The organism is Streptomyces kaniharaensis, assembly GCF_009569385.1.
Classification (GTDB): domain Bacteria; phylum Actinomycetota; class Actinomycetes; order Streptomycetales; family Streptomycetaceae; genus Kitasatospora; species Kitasatospora kaniharaensis.
This window is the reverse complement of sequence record NZ_WBOF01000001.1, coordinates 467413-490003: the sequence shown is the minus strand read 5'-3', so window position 1 is coordinate 490003 and position 22591 is coordinate 467413. Positions and strand designations below refer to the sequence as shown.

Sequence of the window (22591 nt, the reverse complement as noted above, 5' to 3'; positions counted from 1 at the left end):
CGTGCGGGGCTCGCGCCGGGGAGGCGGGCGTGAGCGGTCAGCGGGCCCAGAGGACCCAGGCCAGCAGGAGCAGGTTGGCGGCGCCCTGGGCGAGCGCGCTCGCGAGCGCGGAGCCCGTCCAGGCGCGGCAGACGCCGAGGGCGACGCCCATCGCGAAGACGGACGGCAGCACCCCGCAGATCACCCACCCGTTGAGCGGGTTGAGCCCGTAGTCCCCGAGGTGGACCAGGGCCCAGCCGGCCGAGGTGGCGGTGATCGCCGCGAGCGTGCCGCGTCCGCGCTCGACGGCCCGGTAGAGCACGCCGCGGTAGCAGACCTCCTCGACCAGCGGCACGAGGACGCCCATGCAGAGCACCATGGCGATCCCCGCGACCACCGGCTGCCCGGGCGCCATCTGCCGGAACAGTTCGGGGACGAGGGAGGTCCAGTTGTCGTGGCCCCGGCCGAAGGCGGCCCGGCTGGCGAACACGGTGTCGGCGTACGCGAGCACCACCAAACCCGTCCCGGCGAGGGCCGGGAGGAGGCGGAACCGGCGCAGGCCGGCCGCCGCCCAGTCGGCCCGGTCCAGGACGGCGACCACGGCGGCGCTCAGGCCGACCGAGATCACCATCAGCGGCAGGGACACCGCCCCGGCGATGCGGACCGCGGCGAGCACGGCGAACACCCGGGCGGCGGAGGACAGCGGTGCGCCGCGGTGGTGCCGGCGCAGGCGGTGCAGGGTGCGAGCCCGCCCGGTGGTGGCGGGCGCGGGGGCGGCAGGCGCCACCACCGGGCGGTCCGCGGTCATGGCCGGCTCACCCCGCCTTCGCGAGCGCCGGGGCGGGAGCGGTGCGCAGGCCGGGCAGCCACCAGTTGTAGCGGCGGAACAGCAGCAGCGTCGCCGGGACGAACAGCATCCGGACGAGCGTGGCGTCCAGCAGGACGGCGAGGCCGAGGCCGGCGCCGTACTCCTGGAGCATGATCGTCGAGGAGAGCGCCATGGTGCCGAGGCTGCCCGCCATGACCAGGCCGGCGGCGTTGATCACCCGGCCGGTGTCGACCACCGCCCCGACGGTGGCGCTCTCCTGGTCGGCGCCGCCGCGGACCAGGTCGCGGACGCGGGTGACCAGGAAGATCTCGTAGTCCATGCCCAGACCCATCATCAGCACGGTGAGGAAGATCGGCAGGTCGTCGATGATCGCCCGGTCCAGCCAGACGTGGAAGATCAGCACGGTGAGGCCGATCGCCCACACGTTGCTCATCATGATCGTGAGGATCAGCCGGACCGGGATCAGCAGCGAGCGCAGCGCGAACACCAGCATCACGAAGACGCCGACCGAGACGAGCCCGATCATCTGCCAGAAGCTGGAGTCGAGCGCGTCGCCGTACTGGCGGTCGACCTGGGTGGCGCCGCCGACGGAGAGCGGGCCGACGTCCCCGGCCCCGGCCGTGACGTCCTGGATCCGGTCGACGGTGCTCACCGCGGCCTCGGTGTAGGGCTTGTCGGCGAGTTCGACGACGATCCGCAGGGCGCCGTCGTCGGACAGGTAGTCACGGCGGACGTCCGGGCCGAGCGCGTCGAGTTCGGCGGCGGTCACCGGGGTGCCGAACGGCCTGGTCACCGCGGACACCCGGGCCACGCCGGGCACGGCGGCCAGGCGGTCGGTGAGCGCCGTCACCGCCTGCCGCCCGCTGTCGGTCAGCCGGTGCCGGGCGTCCACCACGCCGGGGTTGGGCCGGCCCACCACGAGCGTGGGCAGCACGGCGGCGTCGCCCCACTCCCGCGCCAGCAGCTCGAAGCCCGTCCGGGAGTCGGTGGCCGGGCTGAGCGCCACCGGGTCGGCGGTCGAGCGGTGCTGGGCGGTGATCACCGCGAACGGAACGGTGATCGCCGCGAACAGCAGCACGACGGCGACCTTGCGGCGGCGGGCGAGGTCGGCGGCCCGGCGCAGGTGGCGGCCGAGGGCGCTGCCGTGCTCCAGGTCGGCCAGCGGGTCGCGGCCGAGCCAGAAGAAGCGGTCGCCGAGCAGTACCAGCAGGGCCGGGGTGAGGGTGAGCGCGGCGAGCAGCACGATCGGGATGCCGATCAGACCGCCGTAGCCGAGCGGCGGGATCCAGTCCACCGGGGAGAAGAGGGTGGCGCCGAAGGCGAGCACCACGGCCACCGCCGCGAGCAGCATCGACTCGCCGGCGTGCGCGGTGGCGTGCACCGCGGCCTCCTTGGGCGGACGCCCGGCCAGCCGTTCCTGCCGGTAGCGGGAGGACAGCAGCATGCTGTAGTCGACGCCCGCGCCCAGCATCACGAAGTTCATGATGGTGATGGTGAACTGGGTGAGCGTCACTCCGTGTCCGAGGGCGAAGAGCGCGGCCTGGCTGACGGTCGTCGCGAGGCCGATCGCCGCCACCGTGAGCAGGGCCGGCACCACGGCCCGGAAGAACAGCAGCAGGACGACGAAGATGATCGCGTAGGCGACCGTCTCCATCAGCGCGTTGTCGTCCTCGGCCTTCTTGTAGGTGTCCTTGATCAGCGCCAACTCGCCGGTGACGTGCGCCTCGACGTCCGGGCCGGCCCCGGCCGCCTGCCGGGAGGCGGCGATCGCGGAGCGCAGCCAGTCCACGTCGGGGTCGTGCCCGGCGCCCCCGGCGAAGCTCACCGAGACCAGGGCGGCCCTGCCGTCCTTGGCGAGCAGCCGGTCCACGGCGTCGGCGGGCACCGGCACGGGGAAGGAGTGCCAGTCCGCGGACCTGGTGAACGTGGCTGCCAGGTCGGGGAGTCGGCTCTCGTCGGAGGCCACCGCCTGGCGGGCCGGTTCGGCCAGCGCGGGCGGGATCCGGCCGGCGGCGACGGCAGCGTCCACCGCCTGCCGGCGGGTCTGCGGCGTCGCGGGCGTCCGTGCGGCGGCGAGCTGCTGGTCGACCTCGGCGCGCAGGCGCTCCAGGTACTCGGTCGTCGCGTCCCGGTACACCGTGTACGCGGAGGCGGACTGCCGTACCTCGCCGGTGCGCACCCGTTCGGCGATCCGGTCGTCCAACTCGGCCAACATCGTGCGCAGTTGGTTGCCGCGGACGTCCGGCGCGCCGATCGCGACGAAGGACTCGCGCTGCGAGCGGTGCGGGAAGGACCGCTCGACCAGCTGGTCCGCGCGGGCGCTGCCGGTGCCCGGCACGACCTTCGACGCCCCCTGCTTGGTGAGGACGTCGCCGAGCTGTGACGCGAACGGGAAGCACACGGCGATGACCAGCGCCCAGACGGCGAGCACGGTCTTCGGGCGGGCGGTGAGCGCCCCGGCGAGGCGCAGCAGGCGGTGCTGCACCGCGCCGTGGGTGGTCTCCGCCGCTGGTGCGGGCGTGGTGGTGGTCATGCGATCCGGGCTCCCTCGCGGTGGCGGCCGCCCGGCCCGGTTGCGGTGGTGGTGCCCGGGTTGGTCCCGGTGACCACGACGAAGGTGTGGCGCAGCTCCAGGGCGCCGTGCCGGGCGACGTGCTCGGCGAGGCCGGCGCGGATCAGCTCCAGGGCGTGCTCCTCGCGGCTCTGGTCGACGGCGTCCTTGAAGCCGGCCGCCGCGCCCGAGCGCTGGACCCACTCCAGGGCCGCGTCCGGGGTGTCGGCGGGCAGCACCTGGTGGCCGTCGCGGTGGACGTCCACGGTGAGGCCGGCCCTGGTGAACCAGCGCGCCACGGTGGCCGCGTCCTTCGGCAGGTTGACCCGGATCATGCCGGTCAGCAGCGACGGGTCGGCGGTGAACACCTTCTCCAACTGCTCGATCAGCGTCTTCAGGGCGTCGCCGCGGGTTTCGATCACCATGACCCGGCCGCCGGGGCGCAGTACGCGCCGGATCTGCTCCAGCAGCTTGACCGGCTTGCTGTAGCAGATCGCCCAGCCGACCACGACGAGGTCCGCGCTGTCGCTCGGCCGGGTGCGCAGGAACTCCTCCATGTCCCCCTCCTGCAGGGACACGTCGAGGCCGGGCGAGCGCAGCGCCTCCGGCATGACCTTGGCCTGGGCGACCGAGAGCATGCCGGGGGACTTGTCCACCGCGTGGACCGAGCCGCGTCCCTCCAGCCTGCGGATGATCTCGTGGGTCAGGTGCCCGGTCCCGCAGGCGAGTTCGAGGACGTCGTCGCCCGGGGTGATGGTGACCTCGCGCAGGGCGGCGATCGAGTGGACGCCCATCACCGGGCTGAAGTAGGTGTCGTAGCTGGGACTCGCGGCGTCGTAGTCGGGTGTGGTGTCGGCGTGGGTCCGGCTCAGGGTCAGACGCAGGGCGCGGGCGGCGAGTCCGAGGCGGCTCATGGCTGGCTCCGTAAGTTGTTAGGCGGCCCGGGAGGGCCGGATGTGGCTGATGGTGGCTTGCCTCTGGTGGCTCCCAAGGAGTGGCCGTCCGGCTCTCCGGGGCGCCCTGACCGCTGATTGAGATCTGCGTCCTGGTCGCTGTTTACGGAGCTGACGGCGGGGTGTTCCTCGGGCCAAGGAGAGTGCTGGTTTCGGCGTGGGGAGCGTGGGATGACAGAGCGGCGGGCTCGGATCTGGGTGGGGATCGACGCGGGCAAGGGCCACCACTGGGCGGCGGCGGTCGACGAGTCGGGGTTCCAGGTCTGGTCGAAGAAGATTGACAACGACGAGGCCGCGATCCTGGAAGCGGTCGCCGAAGCGCTGGCCATGGCGGGTGCGGTGGACTGGGCGATCGACCTGTCCGGCACCGCGTCCGCGCTGCTGCTGGCCCTGCTCGCGTCGCACGGGCAGAAGCCGGTCTACGTTCCCGGCCGCACCGTCAACCGGATGTCCGGCGCCTACCGAGGCGAGGCGAAGACGGATGCCCGCGACGCGTTCGTGATCGCGGAGACCTCGCGCCTGCGCAGGGACTTCGCGGCCGTGGACGTCCCCGCCCAGCTGGTGGCCGATCTGGCGCTGCTGGTCGCGCACCGCACTGACCTGGTCGCCGACCGGGTCCGCATGGTCAACCGGCTCCGTGACGTGCTGACCGGGATCTTCCCGGCCCTGGAGCGGGCCTTCGACTGGTCCGGCAGCAAGGGCGCGCTGACCCTGCTGACCTACCGGCAGACCCCGGCCGGGATACGCCGGGTGGGCCGCGCCCGTCTGGAGTCTTGGCTGCGCAAGCGTGGTGTCCGCTCGGCCGACAAGGTCGCCGCCACCGCGCTGGAGGCGGCCGGGGCCCAGCACACTGTGCTGCCCGGTGAGAGCATCGCGGCCTCGATCGTCGCAGACCTGGCCTCCCAACTCCTCGCGCTGGACGAGCGGATCGGTGGCCTCGACAAGCAGATCAAGGAGACCTTCCATGCCCACCCGCAGGCGCACATCATCGAGTCGATGCCGGGCATCGGCCCGATCCTGGGCGCCGAGTTCGTCGTCGCTGCGGGCGACCTGTCGGCCTACGCGGATGCCGGCCGGCTGGCCTCCGCGGCCGGCCTGGTTCCGGTGCCCCGCGACTCGGGCCGACGCACCGGCAACCTGCACCGGCCCAAGCGTTACAGCCGTCGCCTGCGCAGGGTGTTTTACATGTCCGCGCAGACCAGCATGATCAAGGACGGCCCGAACCGGGACTTCTACCTCAAGAAGCGTGCCGAGGGCTGCGGCCACGTCCAGGCTCTCATCGCCCTTGCCCGGCGCCGGGTGAACGTCCTGTGGGCGCTGTTGCGCGACGGACGGGAGTTCACCCCCGCACAGCCGGTCGCGCAGGCGGCTTGACTCGGTCATTGAAACTCCTTGGGGTCGGGTCGGTCGGGGTGCGGTCGCGGTGGCGCGGTGGCGGCTCCGGGCACGGCGGTGGCTCCGTTCCTCGTGGCGGGCGGGTCCGGGGTCGGTGCGGTGGGGCTACTCGGGTGTGCGGGCGGCGACTCCGGGCAGGTCGGCGACGAGCAGCAGCCCGCCGATCCCGGCGAGGGTGCCGAGGGCGGCCGCCGTCGCGGACGGGGCGGCCGCTGCGAGGCAGGCGCCGGCGGCCAGGGCGGCGGCGGCCCCCGCGACGACCGCCGCCCGTGGTGCGGTGGCGGCGACGGTGAAGACCGCCGCCGAGGCCGCCAGGCCCGCGCACCACGGGCTGTCGGAGGTGGCGGCGGCGGGCAGTGCGCCGCCGGTCAGCAGCAGCCCGGCGGCCGGGGCCCAGCCGGGCCGGTGCCGCTGCGCGCGCCGGTGGAGCAGGACGGCCAGCAGGGCGAGCGCCGCGCCGGTGAGGGCGGCCGCGCACCACGGCAGGTCGGGCGTGCGGCCGGTGCCGGGGGTCAGGCCCGCGCCGAGGACGACGCCGGCCGAGCCGCCGGCCAGGGCCGCGACGGCGGGGAGGGCGGCGGTGCGCATCGCGGTGGGCGCGGCCGCCGCCGCTTCGCCGGTGCTGGTCATGGCCGGGCGAAGACGCCGGCGTCGGCGAGTTCGGCGAGTGCTTCCACCGCGTACCCGTCGTTGGCGTCCGGCTCGTCGTCGGCGAGGAAGTGTTCGGCCCGCGAGCCGAGCGCGTCCAGCACCCGGTCGAGGTGCTCGGTCGTGTGGGTCGCCATGAAGCTGAGCCGCAGTCGCGGAGAGGCGGCGGGCGGCAGCACCGGATTGGTGTAGACGCCCGCGTCGACGAGTTCCCGCCACAGCAGGAGGGTCTCGACGGTGCCGCGGGTGCGCAGCGGGATGACCGGGGTGGCGCTCTCGCCGGGACTGATGCCCCGTTGGGCGAGGCCGGCACGCATGTACTCGGCGTTCTGCTGGGCGCGTTCGGCCCGCCACGGCTCCTCGCGCAGGATGCGCAGGGCGGCCAGTGCGGAGGCGGCGCTGGCCGGCGTGGCGGAGGCGCTGAAGATCAGGCTCCGGGCGTGGTGCTTGAGGTAGTGGATGACGTCGTCGTCGCCGACCACCGCGCCGCCGAGCGAGGCGAGCGACTTGCTGAAGGTGACGGTGATGAGGTCGACCCGGTCGGTGAGGCCGAAGTAGGAGCAGGTGCCGCGCCCCTGGTCGAGCACGCCGAGGCCGTGGGCGTCGTCCACGATCAGGCGCGCGCCGCGCCGCTCGCAGACCTCGACGAGCTCCGGCAGGGCGCAGAGGTCACCCTCCATGGAGTACACGCCGTCGACGACGACCAGCTTGCCGGTGCCGTCGGGGACTGTGGCCATCGCGCGGTCCAGCGCCGTGGCGTCGTTGTGCCGGAAGCGTCTCAGCTTGGCGCCGCTGAGGCGGCACCCGTCGACGACGGAGGCGTGGGCGTCGCGGTCGGCGAAGACGACGTCGCCGCGGCCGGCCAGGGCGCTGATGGTGCCGAGGTTGGCCTGGTAGCCGGTGGAGATGACGGCGGCGGCGGGCTTGCCGTAGAAGTCGGCGAGCTCGGCCTCCAGCCGGTCGTGCAGGGCCAGGTTGCCGTTGAGGAACCGGGAGCCGGTGCAGGAGGTGCCGAACTGCTCCACGGCCTGGGCGGCGGCCTTCTTGACACGGGGGTCGGCGGTGAGGCCGAGGTAGTTGTTCGACCCGCACATGACCAGCTCGCGGTCACCGAGGGTGACCGTGGTTCCCTCGTTACCGGTCAGCGGCAGGAAATACGGGTAGATCCCGGCGGCCATCGCATCCCGGGCCGCGGTGTAACCGGAAACTTTCGAGAATATGTCCACCATATTTCCCTCGAATTCAATGGGAGGTGTCCTGGCGGGCTCGGGCGCCGGTATTACGGGGCGCGCCGAACACGAAATGACATGGACACTCGACCCTGGACGGGCGTGGTGAAAGCGGACCGGGCAGGGGGGGAGCCGTCCGGCCCGGGTGCGAGCGCGTCGTTGCGCCGTACCCGGGCCTCGCGCACCCGGCGGTGCTGGAACTCGGCAGAGGCTCGACGTGGGACGTGTGGGGCGTCAACGTCCAGCATGGGAGCACTGCTTGGCTGCTCGTCAGTCGTGTGAGGCAGGGCGTGTGAAGCCGTGGCGACCCTAGCCGACCCGCGCGGACAGCGTCGGATGCGCATGTCTCGGAACGATCCCCCGTTGATGTCGAAGAGCGGTCGCCCTGGCCCGGGAATTCCCCGGGTCGCATTTTCGATCATCGTGCACAGCAAACCTGAGGCCGTTGACCGGTGGAGCTTCCGCCGTTTCTCCGCGGCCTGGCCGAGGAAACGAAAGCATGCGCGATGGAGGCTGTCAACAACCATTCCTGCGTTGCGTGTTGGGGTTTCTGACAGGTAGTCGGAAGTCTGCTAGGCTGCGCCCGACCGTCTGGACGGTTTGTAACGGGGAGAGAGGGACCAGCGGTGCGTGATCAACTGCTCGACGCCGTCGAGCGGCTTCTGGTGCGAGGGGGTGTCGACGCGGTGCGCCTGGACGCCGTCGCCGTCGAGGCCGGCGTGAGCAAGGGCGGGCTGCTGCACCACTTCCCCAGCAAGCGGGCGCTGGTCCAGGGCGTCGTCGAGCGCCTGGCGGACCGGTTCGAGGCCGTCCTGCCGGGCCCGGAAGCGCCGCCCGGCGCGTTCGCGCTCGCCTGGCTGGACGCCAGCATCCCCGCGGAGTCGCCCACCGGGGACACCGGCGGCGCCGACCAGGTGCCGGTCGCGCTGCTCGCGGCCGCCGGCGGACCCGAGGTGCTGGACGTGCTGCGGGTCCGCTACGACGGCTGGCAGAAGCGCCTGACCGACAACGGGCTGGACCCGGCCGTCGCCACCCTCGTCCGGATGGCGGTCGACGGCTGGTGGACGTCCAGGCTGCTCGACCTCTCCCCGCCGCGCGACGACCTGCACCGACGGCTCCGCGCACTGCTCGTCGAACTCACGCAGCGCGGAGCCGAGTTCGCGAAGGCCTGAGCCACAGCACGCTGAGCTCGCCCAGTACGGAAGCCGGCCGACCACGGTGGTCGGCCCGGCCGGTCGACCCGGGCAGGACCACCCTGTCCGGCCGAGTCACGACGACGGGGACGGACGGCATGACGGCATACCTTCTCGTGGGAGCGGCGATCTGCGCCGAGGTGACGGCCACCCTGGCGCTGCGCGCATCGCACGGCCTCACCCGGCTGGGGCCCGGCGTGGTGGTCGCGGTCGGCTACATCGCCGCGTTCGTGCTGCTCGCGCAGGCACTCAAGTCGCTGAACGTGGGCCCGGTGTACGCGGTCTGGTCCGGGCTGGGCACGGTCGGCGCCCTCGTCGGCGGGGTGGTCGCGTTCGGCGAACCGGTCAAGCCCGCCTCGGTGGCCGGGGCGGTGCTCGTCGTGGCCGGCGTGGCGGTGATGTACCTCGGCGGGGGAATGAGTCACGAGTGACGCAATGACGTCGCGTCGGGGGAGGTCGGAGGAGACAGCATGCGCGCCGTGCCCGCCCGGAGCCGGGTCCTGCGATTCACCAAGACGTCGATGGTCGTCACCGACATCGGCTTCCTGGTCTACTGGGCGGCCACGCTGCTGGCCCTCGTCCCGGCCGAGTACGCGTACAAGGACTACGACGATCCGGTACTCCGCGACTGGAACTACTCGTTCGTCCTGCTGGACGTGCTGGCCAGCGCCACCGGGCTCACCGCGCTGCGGCTCGGCCGTCGCGGCACGGCGGCCGGCGCCCGGCCGCTGATGCTGGTGTCGCTCGCGCTGACCAGCACGGCCGGGCTGCAGGCGGTGGCGTTCTGGGCGCTGCGCGGGGACTTCTCGGTGAGCTGGTGGCTGCCGAACCTGTTCCTGCTGCTCTTCCCGATCCCCGGCATGGTGCACCTCGCACGGCGGATGGCCGCGGAGGGGCGTTAGCCCGCCGCCACCGGCGATCGACGCCGGCGGCGGGGCGGGCCGCAGGTGGGGGACGGTTTCAGGCCCGGTCGGCGGTGACCACGTGGTAGTCGAGGAGGCCGTCCCGCCAGGCCGTGCGGAAGTGCCGGGTCCAGTGCCCGGGCGGGACGATGTCCGCCAGGTACCGGTCCAGTCCCGGCCAGACGTCCGCGCCGATCGACTCGGTCGTGATGCTGGTGAACCCGGCCTCCGCGAGGTCGGCGGTGAAGCCGTCGAGCGGGTGGGCGACGTCCAGACCGTCGGCGAAGCTGCCGAGCAGGATGCTCAGCCGCTCGGCCACGTCCGGGCCGTCGGCGGTGAAGAAGGTGGTCACCACCAGCCGCCCGCCGGGCCGCAGCACCCGGGCCGCCTCGTGCGCGAAGCTCGTCAGCTCACGGAAGTGCTGCGCCGCCTCCACCGAGTAGACACCGTCCAACGAGCCGTCCGGGAAGGGGAGTTCGTCGGCAGCGCCGAGGGTGTAGGAGAGCCGGTCCGGGTACGTCGCGAGCGCCCGGGCGTTCACCGCGCGGGCGCGCTCGATCTGGTCGGGGTGGATGTCCGCGCCCGTCACCGCCGCGAACCGGAACTCCCGCAGCGCCAGCGCCGAGCCCAGCCCGCGCCCGCAGCCGACCTCCGCCAGCCGCAGCTGCTCGTGCGGCTCCGGGAACGCCCGCAACACCAGCCGGTACAACTGCTCCTGGCTGTGCACCCGGTCCTCCGGCGTCGGTGCGGCGAGGTCGATCCCGTGCCAGTAGCCGAAGTTGATGAAGCCGCCGGCGAAGGTGGCGGCCTGGGAGAGATCGTCCGCGCCGTACATGCGGTGTACGGAGGGCGGGATCCGGCTCTGGTTCATGGGTCGTCCTGCCTTGATCGGAGGTCCGTCGGGCGCGCCGCTTGGCGGCCGCGCCGCTGTACGTACCCCAACCGGCCCGGATGCGAACGCACGGGAGTCGGGCGATTACCGAGTGGCACGGGGAAAATGCGGTGCGGGTGGGACGGCGATCCACTACAGTCCGCGGTGATCATGTGGAGTCGCGTTGCGGGGGACGCCGCACCCGGTTCCTGAACCGCGCGGGAGTGCGAGAGAAGGAGACGTGGAGGCGTGAACACCGACGACCGCCCCAAGCCGCCGCTGACCGGCGGCGAACGCGAGATGCTGCGCACCTTCCTGGACTTCCACCGGGCGACCCTCGCCATGAAGTGCGAGGGCCTGACCGACGAGCAGCTGCGGCAGCGCTCCAGCCCGCCGTCCACCCTGACCCTGCTCGGACTGGTGCGCCACATGGCCGAGGTCGAGCGCACCTGGTTCCGGCGCGTCATCAACGGTGAGGACATCCCGCTCGTCTGGTCGGAGGAGGGCGACTACCAGGCCGCCTACGACCCCGCCGGAGCCACCCGCGCCGAAGCCTTCGCCGCCTGGCAGGCCGAGGTGGAGCACTCCCGCCGGATCGAGCGCGAGGCCGAGTCCCTGGACGTGACGGGCTACCAGTCGCGCTGGCAGGCCGAGGTCTCGCTGCGCCTGGTGATGCTCCACCTCATCCACGACTACGCCCGCCACAACGGCCACGCCGACTTCCTCCGCGAGGCGATCGACGGCACGGTCGGGGCGTAGTGGCCGGGGCGTAGTGGTCGGGATCACAGGGCGGTTCGTGCAGTGGGTGAAATGCCGGGGCCGTCGGAGCGGTTGGCACGGGCAGCCGTACCTGTCCATGCGCACACCTCCGGCACCCACGAGGAAGATCCATGACCGTCACCGCGTCCGCTGAGTCCGCTGCCTCCCGCGCGGCCGAGATCCTGTCCCGGCCCGTCGAGCTGAACGGCCTGACCGTCCCCAACCGCATCGTGATGGCGCCGATGACGCGCATGTTCTCCCCGGGCGGCGTCCCCGGCGAGGACGTGCGGTCCTACTACGCCCGTCGCGCCGCCGCGGGCGTGGGCCTGATCGTCACCGAGGGGACGTACGTCGGCCACGCGTCGGCCGGGCAGAGCGACCGGGTGCCGCGCTTCCACGGCGAGGAGCAGCTGGCGGGGTGGGCCGGGGTCGCCGAGGCCGTGCACGCGGCGGGCGGCACGATCGTGCCGCAGCTGTGGCACATCGGCATGGTGCGCAAGCAGGGCGAGCCGCCCTACGCCGACGCCCCCGCGGTCGGCCCCTCCGGCATCCGCCTCGACGGCACCGAGGGCACCGGCCGGGCGATGAGCCGCACGGACCTGGACGACGTGATCGGCGCCTTCGCCGAGGCCGCCGCCGCGGCCGAGCGCATCGGCTTCGACGGCGTCGAACTGCACGGTGCTCACGGCTACCTCCTCGACCAGTTCCTGTGGGAGCGGACGAACCGGCGCACCGACGGCTACGGCGGCGACCCGGTGGCCCGGGCGAAGTTCGCGGCCGAGATCGTGGCCGCGGTCCGCGCGGCCGTGTCGCCCGACTTCCCCGTGATCTTCCGCTACTCGCAGTGGAAGTCGGAGGCCTACGACGCGCGGCTCGCCGAGACCCCCGAGGAGCTCGCGGCGATCCTGACCCCGCTCGCCGAGGCCGGCGTCGACGCGTTCCACGCCTCCACCCGCCGCTACTGGCTGCCGGAGTTCGACGGCTCGGACCTGAACCTGGCCGGCTGGACCAGGAAGCTCACCGGCAGGCCCACCATCACCGTCGGCTCGGTCGGCCTCGACGGCGACTTCATCCGCGGTTTCATGGGCGAGGGCGCCCCGGTCCAGGGCATCGACAACCTGCTCGACCGTCTGGAGCGCGACGAGTTCGACCTCGTCGCCGTCGGCCGCGCCCTGCTCCAGGACCCGGAGTGGGCGGCCAAGGTCCTGGCCGGCCGCCTCGACGAGCTGAAGCCGTACGACGCGGCGGCGCTGAAGACGCTGAGCTAGTTCCGCCCCGTGACGTGGACGCCCCGACCGTGTGCGGTCGGGGCCTTCGTCGTTGACGGAGGGTGCCGCTACCAGCCGAGGAGGTGGGTGCCGGTGGCGAGGGCCGCGAGGACGGCCTTGGTGGTGGTCTCGGGGGTGAGGGTGGTGGGGTCGACGGTGTGGCGGCCGGGAGCCGGGTCGAGGACGACGTAGTGGAGGGCGGCGCCGGTGGTGCGGCTCTCGCGGCGGAAGGTGTCGAGGGCGGGGACGGCGGGGCACTCGACGACGACCTGGTAGCCGCCCGTGGCGTAGGCGAAGGCGGCCTGGGCGGCGGCGGCCAGGGCGGTGGTGTTCTGGCGCTCGGCCTCGGGGAGGTGGGGCGGCAGCTGGCCGCGGCGGATGACCCGCAGGAAGTCGTCGGTCCGCAGGTGGACGCTCGGGTGCAGCTCGGTGGCGAGCAGCGCCGCGACGGGGCTCCGCCCGGCCCTGGCGGGGTCGACGAGGACGACGACGCCGCCGGCGCCCCGGCCGCCCCCGAGCTCCGGCCCACCTACGGTCGTACGGTTCACAGCAGCTGATCCCTTCGCGGGCCGGGGACGGTCGGGTAGCCGGGGCGAGGCGGTCGGAGCGCGAAAGGGGCGGTCGGACCTGGATGCGGACAGCCGACCGCCTCGTCCCAACGACTGATGCTTTCGGGGATCAACCTAGTCCACATGGGTGCCCCGAGTCGTCCCCTCCCTGGTCCCGGGGTTGCCGGCTCTCCCGGTGCGGTCCCCGGCTCGGTCCTGGCCACCGGCCACGGTGCGGTCCTCGGTGCGGTCCTCGGTGCGGAGGACGATCGGGTTGGTCAGTGCCGCCATCGGGCCCCAGGGCAGGTCCTCGCCCATCGCGTTGCCCCTGCCGGGCGTCCCGTCGGCCTTCGGGTGGCGGACCTCGGCCCGGACGTACGCGGCGAGCGAGGCCGTCGTCCGCCAGGCGACCGTGCCCGAGCCGCCGGCGGGCAGCGTCTCCTGGTGCATCTGGCCCTCGTCGGTGAGGAAGCGGACCGTACCGCCGGGCACGCCGGACACGGTGAGCCGGACGTCCACCGGGGCGTCCGCCGGGACGGACAGCTCCTCGCCGATGCCGGCCCGGCGGCCGTGCCCCGTGACGGTGAACTCCAGCTGAACGGCGGCGGATTCGGCGAGCCAGCTGCGCCCGGCGCGCATCCCGTCGAGGACCGCGTCCCGGGTGAGCTCGTCGGCCAGGACCACGTTGTGCGGGGATCCGATCACCTGCGGGACGCTGTGCGCGTCGCTGTTGCCCATGGCGGGCAGCCAGGACCGGCCGTCCCGGACGGCGACCGCGAGCTGCGCGTCCCAGGTGTCCACGGCCGACTCGTCGTCGTACGTCCAGGGCCCGTTCCAGACCTCCACCGCGTCCGCCTGCTCGTACCCGAACTTCCACTGGCAGGCGACGTAGGGGCAGTACGGGTGCGCGGGCACCACCAGGCCGCCGGAGCGGTGCACCTGGCGGGCGAAGCGCGGGAAGGCCTCGTCGCGGGAGCGGTAGCGCCAGTCGACGAACTCGCCCGGCCGCAGGCCGAGCGCCAGCCAGTGGCCGTTGCGGGTGGTGATCTCCTCGCCGGGGACGACGAGGAGGTCCGGGCCGGCCAGCGGGCCCCACACCGCGTGCGAGGAGCTGGTGTTGTGGTCGGTGGACACGATGAAGTCCAGGCCGGCGGCGCGGGCACCGGCCGCCACCTCCTCGGGCAGCCGTCGGCCGTCGGAGTGCACGGTGTGCAGGTGGCAGTCGCCCCGGTACCAGGCGCGGCCCCGGCCGCGGGCCCGCTCGGGCGGGTAGCTCGGGGTGAACTCCGGCCCGGGAGCGCCGAATCGGAGGGTCACCTGGACGCGGTAGTCGAGGCCCTGCGGCGCGATCTGGTACGGGCCGAGAACGATGTGCCAGGTGCCCGGGTTGACCGGGCCGGGCAGGTAGCCCGGGGTCGCGGAGTCGCGGGCGATGCGGAACTCGGTGCGGAAGCCGCCGGACCAGCCGCGGAAGCCTGGGCCTCCGAGGTCGGTGCCGCGCTCGTCGAAGATGCCGATGTCGCAGGAGTTGCCCGGGGTGCCGGCCGGGACCGGGGGCCTGTCGTAGGTGTAGGAGACGGCGATCTCCCGTACGCCGTCCGGGACTTCGACGGGCAGGTGGACGAAGTCGGGTGCGCCGGTGGGCAGATGGCCGGTGAGGGTGAGGGTGCTGTCGCGGTCGGGTGAGTCGGCTGCCGCCGGGGTGGCGGCGGCCGACAGTCCGAGGACGGTGGCGGCGCCGGTGGCGAGACCGGTGCGGAGCAGGTCGCGGCGGTCGAGGAGGGGGCGGTCGGCGGCGGTGGGGTCGTCGCTCTCCGGGGTGGCGGGCATCGGGGCCTCCGGGTTCGGACGGGGTGGGGTCGCCCGCGTGCCTACCCGCGGGGGTGAACCCGGGGTGAGCCGGGGCCCACGGGGGCGGGGCGGGTCGGTGAAGGGCGGCGGGGCGGGCGGCGACTGGGGGCGGGTTGCGGCGAGTGACGATCGGTCTGTTCATAGAAACAGATGGTCGGATTGTCGGAATAGTGTGGAGGTCGGCGTGTCGCTCAGTCGGCGGGCCCTGCTGGTGGCGGTGGCCGGGAGCGCACTGGCGGGGTGCCGGTCGGCGGTGCGGGGTGGTGAGGAGGCTGCGGGGCAGGTGGCCTCGGGTACGGCTGCCGTGTCCGGATCTCCGACGGCGACGGCGACCGCGGTGGCGCCACCGTCGGTGTCCGCCGCGCCCCGGATACCGACCAGGGCGGACGTGGTCGCCCGGTACGGCGGGGTGGACCCGACGGAGTGGGGTCTGGAGACGGCCGGGGTGATCACCGAGCTGCCCGGCGGCGAGGGGGCCACGGCGCTCACCTTCGACGCCTGCGGCGGCCCCGGCGGAAGCGGGTACGACGCCGACCTCATCGACTTCCTGCGCGCGCACGGCGTCCCCGCCACGCTCTTCCTCAACGCCCGCTGGATCGACGCCAACCCGGCCGCGTTCGACGGTCTCGTCGCCGAGCCGCTCTTCGAGATCGGCAACCACGGCACCGCCCACCGTCCGCTCTCGGTCACCGGCCGCTCCGCCTACGGCATCGCCGGCACCCGCGACGTCGGAGAGGTGTACGACGAGGTCGCGGGCAACGCCGAGAAGCTCACCGGGTTGCTCGGGCACCCGCCCCGCTTCTTCCGCTCCGGTACCGCCCACTACGACGACGTCGCCACCCGGGTGGTCGCCGACCTGGGGGAACGCGTCGCCGGCTTCACCGTCAACGGCGACGGCGGCGCCACGCTCAGCGCCTCCCAGGTACGGCAGGAGGTCGCGGCGGCCGCGCCGGGATCGATCGTCATCGCCCACCTGAACCACCCGGGCGGCGGTACCGCCCCCGGCTTCGCGGCGGCGATACCCGGGTTGCTGGCGGCCGGGCGGCGGTTCGTCCGGCTGTCGGACGTGTTCTGAGCCCTCACGCCAGTGCTCGGCTGGCCCCGGAGGCGCGCTCCGAGGCGTGCTCCGGGGCGCGCTCCGAGACGGGGGATCAGGGAGGGGGACCGGAGACGGGGGATCAGCGGAGCCGGAGGCCGCCGGGGAGCTCCTCCTCGATGATCCGGACCAGCCAGTCGAAGACCGTCGGGCCGCGTCCGGCCCGGGCGGCGGCGAGGTCGGCGGCGACGTGCTCGCGGTTGGTGGGGTGGCAGCGGGCGAGGCGCTGCTCCAGCTGGCGGACCGTCTCCGGGTGGCCGAGATTGCGCCGGGACACCTCGTGGTCCCGCCACTCGATCGCGTAGTCGCCGTCCTCGGGCGTGCCGTAACCACCGCGCAGACAGTCCGCGAAGGCGTCGAGGTTCCGGCCGAAGTAGCCGTCGGAGCCGATCGACTCGCCGACGACGTCCCAGAAGTCCTCCAGCGTGCCGACCCGGGTGCCATCGATCACATACGTCACGGTCACACGGTGAGGATAGTGCGGTCAGTGGGCCACGGCGATGGCGGTCGCGAGCAGGCCGTCGCGGACCGCCCAACGGCCGTCGAAACCGTCGATCCGGCGGTCGCCGACGCGTGGGCCGGGGACCAGGAGGCGGGCGCTGAAGGTGCCGTCGGAGGCGAGGACGAGATCGGCCTCGCTGAAGTCCAGGAACTTGCCGGCGAGCGGGAACCACGCCTTGTAGACGGACTCCTTGGCGCTGAACAGGATGCGGTCCCAGGGGATGTGCGGGGCGGCGGCGAGGAGGCCGGCGATCCGCCGCTGCTCGCCGGGCAGGGCGATGACGTCCAGGACGTCGTCCGGGAGCGGCAGCGCGGGCTCGGCGTCGATGCCGACCGAGACGAGGTCGCGGGAGTGGGCGACGGCGGCGGCGCGGAAGCCGTCGCAGTGGGTGAGGCTGCCGACCACGCCGTCCGGCCAGCTCGGTGCGCCGAGGTGGCCGGGGATGATCGGACGGTAGGCGACGCCCAGGCGCGAGAGCGCGGCGCGGGCGCAGTGGCGGGCGGTGGTGAACTCGCGGCGGCGCTTGCCCACGACCTTCGCCCCGGACTTGGCGGCAGCCCGCGCGATGACCGCCTCCTCGTCGGGCTCCAGGCGGGCCTCCGGCGGGTCGTCGTACGCCACTTCCGTCGCCACGACGTCCGGCAGCAGGTCCCCGATCACACGTTCCCCCTCGGTCGGTCGCGCGGGCGTCGCCGCGCCGGACGAGCCTAACCCGGGTGTGGGGTGGGGGAGTCACCGGTACTGCGCTGGAGGGGCGGTGACGATCTGTCAGGGCCGGGAGCGGTGGGGCGGTCACGTATCTTCGCGTGTTCGCGCGCATGAGTAAAGGTTCCTCCTTTGTGTTCATGGCAACACCATGGAGGTCTAGACCCATCATGGTCGGGTGCTTAGGTTCCTTGCACTGGCGGGAGTGAACTCGACGGCGCTCTGGGCGAGTTATGTTGTCATGCCCACGCCTGCCGCCATTCGCTCCGCTCTCCCAACCGAACCGGAGGGAACCATGCGAGCCGTCACGAAGAACCTCAGGATCCTGGCCGGCGCGCCGCTCGCCGCCGCAGCCCTGATCGCCCTCACCGCCGGCAGCGCGAGCGCCGCGATACCGGTCAACAAGCCGATGTCCGGCAAGGCCACCTACTACACGGACGCCGGATACGGCGCCTGCGGCACCCGGATCGACGCGTCCAGCCAACTGCTCGTCGCCGTCCCGCGCTCCTGGTGGACGGCCGCCAACCCCAACAACGACCCGGTCTGCAAGGGAATTTCGGTGAAGGTGACCTACCAGGGCAAGACCATCACCGTGCCCGTCAAGGATCAGTGCCCGTCCTGCGACTCCACCCACATCGACCTCAGCCAGCCGGCGTTCGCCAAGCTCGCTCCGCTGGGCCAGGGCGTCATCAACGGCCTGACCTGGCAGTTCGTGAAGAGCAGCGGCGGCAAGACGATCGCACTCTCCGAGCCCGTCACCGGTTCGACGCTCGGCTGAGCGTGCTGCCCGCCCCTGCCCGTGCGCAGGGGCGGGCTGCTTGGCGGTGAACCGACGTGCGCGTACGGGCCGCTGGGCCGGGCGCCGACGCCATCACCTGCTGGGAGGTGATGGCGCACACGTCGGCTACCGGAGGACGCCGTGGACGGCTTCGGGGTCGGTGGGCGACAGGGGAGTCGGGGCGGTGGCCGCCTTGCTGGTCAGGGTCGGGGGCGGAGTGATGTAGGTGGCGGTGGGGTCGGCTTCGGGGGCGCAGGTCCTGGCGATGCTGCCGTTGCCCTGCGGGAGACTGCCGTCGCGCAGGTAGGCGGTGAACGTGTCGTCGAGGCAGGCGTTGCCGTGGAAGAGGATCTCGTGGAAGCTGCCGCCGGTCTGGACGACGAGCTTGGAGCCGGGGAGTGCGTCGTGCATGGCGAGGCCGCCCTCGTACGGGGTGGCGGCGTCCTCGGTGGCCTGGAAGAGGAGGACCGGCGGGAGGCCCTTGCCGGTGATCTTCAGGCGGCCGGCCGGGTTGCCCTGGTAGGGCCAGAACATGCAGGCGGCGTTGTACCACATGTTGTTATAGGTGTAGAAGGGTGCGGTGGCGTTGACCTTGGCCTGGTCCTTCTTCCAGAACTCCCAGTCGCGCGGCCAGGCGTTCTCGGTGCACTGCGCGGCGTTGTACGCCGGGAAGGTGCCGTCGTCGGCGCCGGGCGCCGCGTACTTGTTGTAGGCGATGGCGAGCGGCCTGGTGTCGTGCTGGGTGAGGTAGGCCGAGAGCACGGTGGCCATGCGCGGCCAGCGCAGGAAGTTGTAGCCGCCGCCGTAGAAGGTGTCCTCGAACTCGGCGGGGCCGATCTTTCCGGGGGCCGGGGCGGCGTCGGCCGGGGTGGTCCGCAGGGCGTCCTCGACCTTGTCGTACGCCTGCTTGACGGCGGCGGCGTCGGTGCCGAGGTGGTAGACCGCGTCGGCCTTGGCGGTCCAGGCGGCGAAGGCGTCGAAGCGGCGCTGGTGTTCCTTGTCCTGGAGGATGTTGTGGTCGTACCAGCTGATGGTCGGGCCGACGATGCTGTCCAGCACCATCCGGCGGACGTGCCTGGGGAAGAGCTGGCCGTACGTCGAGCCCAGTGAGGTGCCCCAGGATCCGCCGTAGAAGTTGATCTTCGGGACGCCGAGCGCCCGCCGGATGCTGTCCATGTCGCGCGCGTTGTCGACCGTCGTCATGTGCGGCAGCAGCCAGGACCAGTCGGCGGCGCAGTCGGCGGCGTACCCGGCCGCCTTCTTCAGCCACTCCTTCGAAGTGCCCCGGCTCACCTGGTAGTCGGGCCGCTCGCCGTCGAAGTAGTGGGCGTCGCAGACGACATGGGGATCGCTGCCGTTGGTGCCGCGCGGGTCGAAGCCGATCCAGTCGTAGGTCGAGGCGACGTCCTTGGGGAGCTGCCCGGAGATGTAGGCGGGCATCCAGAGCCCGGAGTCGCCGGGGCCGCCGGGGTTGAGGAGGATCGGGCCCTGCTGCTGGTCCTTGGCAGCGGTGGCGGGGAGCCGGTTCACCTTGATCTTGATCTTGCGGCCGTGCGGGTCCGCGTAGTCGGCCGGCACGTCGAGCATGGCGCACTGCAGTGCGGGCGTGGCGGTGTCGTTGCAGGAGCTCCAGACGAGCTTGCCCTGTCCGGTGTCCTCAAGCGTGGCGGTGTCGGGTTCGGCGGCGGAGGCCACGCCACCGAGGGCGGCGACGGCCGCGGCGGCCGAGAGCAGGGCGATGACTTTTCTCATGGGGAGCATCATGTGATATGTGCAATGTCACTACTAGTGAGCTGACCGGACTTTACCAAGGCTTGACGGGTGCGGAGTTGGGGCGTGGGGCGCGGCTACTGTTCTTCGGTCCGGTTGAGGGCTGAAGGGAGCACGGGCGTGCGCGCGGAGAAGAAGCCGGTTCTGTACGTGGTCGTGTGCGCGGCGGGAGTCGCGGGCGGAGTGGGGGAGTTGATCGCGGCGGCCCAGGACCGGGGATGGGACGTCGGGGTGGTGGCGACCCCGCTCGCGATGGGGTTCATCGACGAGGAGGCGATCGTCGAACAGACGGGGTATCCGATCCGCTCGGCCTGGCGCAAGCCCGGTGACCCGCGGCCCCTGCCGGACCCGGATGCCGTCGTGGTGGCTCCGGCGACGTTCAACACCGTCAACAAGTGGGCGGCAGGGATATCCGACACGCTCGCGCTCGGGATCCTCTGCGAGTCGTACGGCTGGGGGATCCCGGTCGCCGTGCAGCCGTGCCTGAGCACGGCGCAGGCGGCGCACCCGGCGTACGAGGAGAGCCTGGCGCGGCTGCGTGCGATGGGGGTGCGGATCGCGGAGTTCGTGCCGGGAGCGTACAGCTGGACGCGGGTGCTGGACCTGCTGGGGGAATCGGGCTGACCCCGGTCGGTCATTCCACCCCGGCCCGCTCGCCGACCCCGCCGTCGAACGAGAGGTGAAGATCATCGGCCGGCCGGAAGGTGAGGAGCACCGCGACGAGCCGGACAGTGGCCGCTACTCACCGTTGCCCTCGACCGTGCCGGGCCGTGCATCCCGGCGCCTCCGTCCTAAACCTTCCGTCGCCGGACGGCACCCGCGCCCTGCCCGGCGCGCACCGGGACGAGGCGTGCTGGTGGGGCGGCGGTCGGCGGCTCGAGTGCGGTGTGCGGGGTGGCGCAGGGTGGCGAGATTCACCCGCACTGGCGTGGCATTCGGATGATGCGGCATATTTTGTACCCGCCAAATTACTCCGATCGAGGTGAGTTTCCCGTCACCGTCCGCAAACCAGTCTCGGGCCGCCCGGGCTGGGATAGCGTCCCTTCCGCCCGGGGGTGGTCCCACCGTTCCCTCCCCCCGGCGCAATCCGGTGTATTCGAACACGGCCGAGCCGGGCCGTGACCTCATTCGGGAGAAACGCGTGCGAAATTGCCTTTCCGATAGTCGGCCCGACGTGGCCCGCGATCTGCGCCTCGCGGTCGACTCGCTGGCCGCCTTCCCGGCCCGCGACGCGGCCACCGCCGCCGTCACCGACCGCCTGGCCGCCGTCGCCGAACTCTGCCGCTCGGTCGACGAGGTGCTCGACAGCATCGTCGTCCAGACGGCCGCCGAGGCCGCGGAGGAGGGCTGGACGGCGGCCCGGATGGCGGCCGAACACGCCGCCTACTACGCCAGGTTGCGGCGTGCGCTGCTCCCCGCCGCGGTCGGCGCCGGGCTGACGCAGCAGTGAGCGCGCTGCACCCGGGCGCGCACGTGCTGACCTGTCCCACCCGCTGGAGCGACGTCGACGAGAACGGGCACATCAACAACGCCCGGCTGGTCGGATACGTCCAGGAGGGGATTTACGACCTGTTCTGCCACCACGCGACCGCCGTCCGGGAATCGCTGTTCCCGTCCGGATTCCTCATCGCGCGGCACGAGATCGATTACCTGGAGCAGCTGCACCACCGGCCCGAGCCATTGACGGTCAGGCTGTCCGTGGAGCGGCTCGGGCGGAGTTCCGCGCACGTCGTCGTGAATGTCTGCCGGGAACCGCAGGTGTTCATGCGGGCCCGCACCGTGGTCGTCGCCCGGGACAGGGAATCCGGGCGCTCGCGCACCCTCAGCGAGAACGAACGGCGTTTTCTCACGGGGTTCATTCCGGAGTCCGCGCGGGGTGAGGCCGACCGGGCCGACGCTTCGCCGAGCGCGCCGCACACGGTGCCGCCGCAGCGGGTACCGGCTCGTTCGGGCACGGCCTCGCCCGTGCGGGGCTCCCGCAGGCGGTGCCGCGCCTCGGCGGCCTGACGCCGGTCGGCCGCGCGCTCGGTCGATCCGCGCCGGACGGGCGGCGCGGGCCGGCGGCGTGATCGGCAGCCGCGTCGATCCGCCCGCCTGGTCGAGCCGGGGTACGGATGATCCGGGGTACGGCGAGAAACCCTCCGCCGTACCCGACGGTCCGCAGTACCCTGAGCAGCACGGGCACCGGTACGTTCCGCGCCGGTCACCGGCTGCGACGGCCCCCGAATCCGCAGCCCGCCGCAGCCCGCCGCAGCCCGCCGCGGACCCCGCCGGTTCCCGCCGAGCGGAAGGAGGACGCGATGACCATCTCCCGGGAGGACTTCCTCGCCCGCGTCGTCGAGCGCGGGGAGTACCGCGGCGACGCGGAGGCCGACCACGCCGCCCGCGTGGTGCTCGCCTTGCTCGGCGAGCATCTGGTCGGGGGCGAGCGGGCCGAACTGGCGGAGTCCCTGCCCGAAACCTATGCCTCGCTCCTGCGCGACGCCCGGCCGACCGGCGAGGCGCTGACCGCCGAGCGCTTCGTCGAGGCCGTCGTCGGCTGGATCGACGGGGCCACCCCGGCGACCGCCCAGTGGGACATCGGGGCGGTCCTGAGCACGCTCGCCGACCTGGCCCCGGACGAGCTGATCGGCCGGGTGCTCGACCAGCTGCCGGACGGCTACGACCTGCTGTTCGGCCACCCGCTGCCGGCCTGAGCGGGCCGCCGCCGGAGGCGCGGGACACCTGGGCTCCCGGGCCGGTCGTTTCGACCGGCCCGGTGCAG

Annotated in this window: 23 protein-coding genes; 12 read left to right on the top strand and 11 right to left on the bottom strand. The window is 72.9% G+C overall.

Going from position 1 to position 22591, the window contains the following annotated elements; all coding sequences use genetic code 11:
• Positions 1 to 37: 37 nt before the first annotated feature.
• Genes F7Q99_RS02140 through F7Q99_RS02130 form a run of 3 tightly spaced genes read right to left on the bottom strand, consistent with a single transcriptional unit; the run spans position 38 to position 4273 of the window.
• Complete coding sequence (locus F7Q99_RS02140; RefSeq protein ID WP_153459816.1) at positions 38 to 787, bottom strand: CPBP family intramembrane glutamic endopeptidase; 750 nt, start codon at positions 785 to 787, stop codon at positions 38 to 40.
• 7 nt (positions 788 to 794) lie between these two features.
• Positions 795 to 3341: an MMPL family transporter gene (locus F7Q99_RS02135; protein WP_153459815.1), complete on the bottom strand. Its 2547-nt coding sequence runs from the start codon at positions 3339 to 3341 to the stop codon at positions 795 to 797.
• Positions 3338 to 4273, bottom strand: a complete 936-nt coding sequence (locus F7Q99_RS02130) for a class I SAM-dependent methyltransferase (protein WP_153459814.1) — start codon at positions 4271 to 4273, stop codon at positions 3338 to 3340. The genes F7Q99_RS02135 and F7Q99_RS02130 overlap by 4 nt, the downstream gene beginning before the upstream one ends.
• Positions 4274 to 4483: 210 nt before the next feature.
• On the opposite strand from F7Q99_RS02130, the gene F7Q99_RS02125 reads away from it, so the two are divergent.
• Entirely contained in the window at positions 4484 to 5686 is a 1203-nt protein-coding gene (locus F7Q99_RS02125) for an IS110 family RNA-guided transposase (protein ID WP_153459813.1), read from the top strand.
• Between the two features lie 126 nt (positions 5687 to 5812).
• Here the strand turns inward: F7Q99_RS02125 and F7Q99_RS02120 are convergent, their stop codons facing one another.
• Together F7Q99_RS02120 and F7Q99_RS02115 are read right to left on the bottom strand one after the other, a co-directional pair.
• On the bottom strand, positions 5813 to 6337 hold the full coding sequence (locus F7Q99_RS02120; RefSeq protein WP_153459812.1) for a hypothetical protein: 525 nt from the start codon (positions 6335 to 6337) through the stop codon (positions 5813 to 5815).
• On the bottom strand, positions 6334 to 7584 hold the full coding sequence (locus F7Q99_RS02115; RefSeq protein ID WP_153459811.1) for an aminotransferase class I/II-fold pyridoxal phosphate-dependent enzyme: 1251 nt from the start codon (positions 7582 to 7584) through the stop codon (positions 6334 to 6336). Before F7Q99_RS02115 ends, F7Q99_RS02120 begins: the two co-directional genes overlap by 4 nt.
• 626 nt (positions 7585 to 8210) lie before the next feature.
• Between F7Q99_RS02115 and F7Q99_RS02110 the strand changes: the two genes are divergently transcribed.
• The 3 genes from F7Q99_RS02110 to F7Q99_RS02100 all read left to right on the top strand — a co-directional run bounded on the left by F7Q99_RS02110 (position 8211) and on the right by F7Q99_RS02100 (position 9679).
• Positions 8211 to 8756 carry a TetR/AcrR family transcriptional regulator gene (locus tag F7Q99_RS02110; RefSeq protein ID WP_326846163.1) on the top strand — a complete coding sequence of 182 codons (546 nt, stop codon included), beginning with the start codon at positions 8211 to 8213 and terminating at the stop codon, positions 8754 to 8756.
• 119 nt (positions 8757 to 8875) lie between these two features.
• A complete protein-coding gene (locus F7Q99_RS02105) occupies positions 8876 to 9208 on the top strand; it encodes a DMT family transporter (RefSeq protein ID WP_153459809.1) in 333 nt (110 codons plus the stop codon).
• 39 nt (positions 9209 to 9247) lie between these two features.
• Positions 9248 to 9679, top strand: a complete 432-nt coding sequence (locus F7Q99_RS02100) for a DUF5360 family protein (protein WP_153459808.1) — start codon at positions 9248 to 9250, stop codon at positions 9677 to 9679.
• Between the two features lie 58 nt (positions 9680 to 9737).
• On the opposite strand, the gene F7Q99_RS02095 is transcribed toward F7Q99_RS02100, so the two are convergent.
• Positions 9738 to 10550, bottom strand: a complete 813-nt coding sequence (locus F7Q99_RS02095; RefSeq protein WP_153459807.1) for a class I SAM-dependent methyltransferase — start codon at positions 10548 to 10550, stop codon at positions 9738 to 9740.
• Positions 10551 to 10850: 300 nt separating this feature from the next.
• On the opposite strand from F7Q99_RS02095, the gene F7Q99_RS02090 reads away from it, so the two are divergent.
• Positions 10851 to 11309 carry a DinB family protein gene (locus F7Q99_RS02090; RefSeq protein WP_153465705.1) on the top strand — a complete coding sequence of 153 codons (459 nt, stop codon included), beginning with the start codon at positions 10851 to 10853 and terminating at the stop codon, positions 11307 to 11309.
• Positions 11310 to 11440: 131 nt separating this feature from the next.
• Positions 11441 to 12577, top strand: coding sequence for an NADH:flavin oxidoreductase (locus F7Q99_RS02085; RefSeq protein WP_153459806.1), 1137 nt, complete (start codon positions 11441 to 11443; stop codon positions 12575 to 12577).
• Between the two features lie 68 nt (positions 12578 to 12645).
• On the opposite strand, the gene F7Q99_RS02080 is transcribed toward F7Q99_RS02085, so the two are convergent.
• Positions 12646 to 13125, bottom strand: coding sequence for an ATP-binding protein (locus F7Q99_RS02080; RefSeq protein ID WP_153459805.1), 480 nt, complete (start codon positions 13123 to 13125; stop codon positions 12646 to 12648).
• Positions 13126 to 13260: 135 nt separating this feature from the next.
• Positions 13261 to 14955 (bottom strand): CehA/McbA family metallohydrolase, encoded by a 1695-nt coding sequence (locus tag F7Q99_RS02075; protein WP_153459804.1) that lies wholly within the window; start codon positions 14953 to 14955, stop codon positions 13261 to 13263.
• A 205-nt stretch (positions 14956 to 15160) separates the two neighbouring features.
• Here F7Q99_RS02075 and F7Q99_RS02070 point away from each other — a divergent pair, with 205 nt between their 5' ends.
• Positions 15161 to 16051, top strand: a complete 891-nt coding sequence (locus tag F7Q99_RS02070; RefSeq protein WP_326846162.1) for a polysaccharide deacetylase family protein — start codon at positions 15161 to 15163, stop codon at positions 16049 to 16051.
• Positions 16052 to 16154: 103 nt separating this feature from the next.
• Here F7Q99_RS02070 and F7Q99_RS02065 read toward each other — a convergent pair whose 3' ends face one another.
• Positions 16155 to 16538, bottom strand: a complete 384-nt coding sequence (locus F7Q99_RS02065) for a barstar family protein (protein ID WP_326846161.1) — start codon at positions 16536 to 16538, stop codon at positions 16155 to 16157.
• Between the two features lie 18 nt (positions 16539 to 16556).
• On the bottom strand, positions 16557 to 17234 hold the full coding sequence (locus F7Q99_RS02060; protein ID WP_326846160.1) for a 4'-phosphopantetheinyl transferase family protein: 678 nt from the start codon (positions 17232 to 17234) through the stop codon (positions 16557 to 16559).
• Positions 17235 to 17574: 340 nt separating this feature from the next.
• Between F7Q99_RS02060 and F7Q99_RS02055 the strand changes: the two genes are divergently transcribed.
• Positions 17575 to 18057 carry a cysteine/serine endopeptidase inhibitor gene (locus tag F7Q99_RS02055; protein ID WP_153459803.1) on the top strand — a complete coding sequence of 161 codons (483 nt, stop codon included), beginning with the start codon at positions 17575 to 17577 and terminating at the stop codon, positions 18055 to 18057.
• A gap of 126 nt (positions 18058 to 18183) precedes the next feature.
• Here F7Q99_RS02055 and F7Q99_RS02050 read toward each other — a convergent pair whose 3' ends face one another.
• Positions 18184 to 19809, bottom strand: coding sequence for an alpha/beta hydrolase (locus F7Q99_RS02050; protein WP_153459802.1), 1626 nt, complete (start codon positions 19807 to 19809; stop codon positions 18184 to 18186).
• A 138-nt stretch (positions 19810 to 19947) separates the two neighbouring features.
• Between F7Q99_RS02050 and F7Q99_RS02045 the strand changes: the two genes are divergently transcribed.
• The 4 genes from F7Q99_RS02045 to F7Q99_RS02035 all read left to right on the top strand — a co-directional run bounded on the left by F7Q99_RS02045 (position 19948) and on the right by F7Q99_RS02035 (position 22523).
• On the top strand, positions 19948 to 20451 hold the full coding sequence (locus F7Q99_RS02045; protein ID WP_326846159.1) for a flavoprotein: 504 nt from the start codon (positions 19948 to 19950) through the stop codon (positions 20449 to 20451).
• A 550-nt stretch (positions 20452 to 21001) separates the two neighbouring features.
• Positions 21002 to 21277, top strand: coding sequence for a hypothetical protein (locus tag F7Q99_RS40295; protein ID WP_195910975.1), 276 nt, complete (start codon positions 21002 to 21004; stop codon positions 21275 to 21277).
• Positions 21274 to 21834: an acyl-CoA thioesterase gene (locus tag F7Q99_RS02040; RefSeq protein WP_195910974.1), complete on the top strand. Its 561-nt coding sequence runs from the start codon at positions 21274 to 21276 to the stop codon at positions 21832 to 21834. Before F7Q99_RS40295 ends, F7Q99_RS02040 begins: the two co-directional genes overlap by 4 nt.
• A 293-nt stretch (positions 21835 to 22127) precedes the next feature.
• The gene (locus tag F7Q99_RS02035) at positions 22128 to 22523 is read left to right on the top strand and encodes a DUF2267 domain-containing protein (protein ID WP_153459800.1); all 396 of its coding nucleotides are present in this window, start codon (positions 22128 to 22130) and stop codon (positions 22521 to 22523) included.
• The last annotated feature ends 68 nt before the right edge of the window (positions 22524 to 22591 follow it).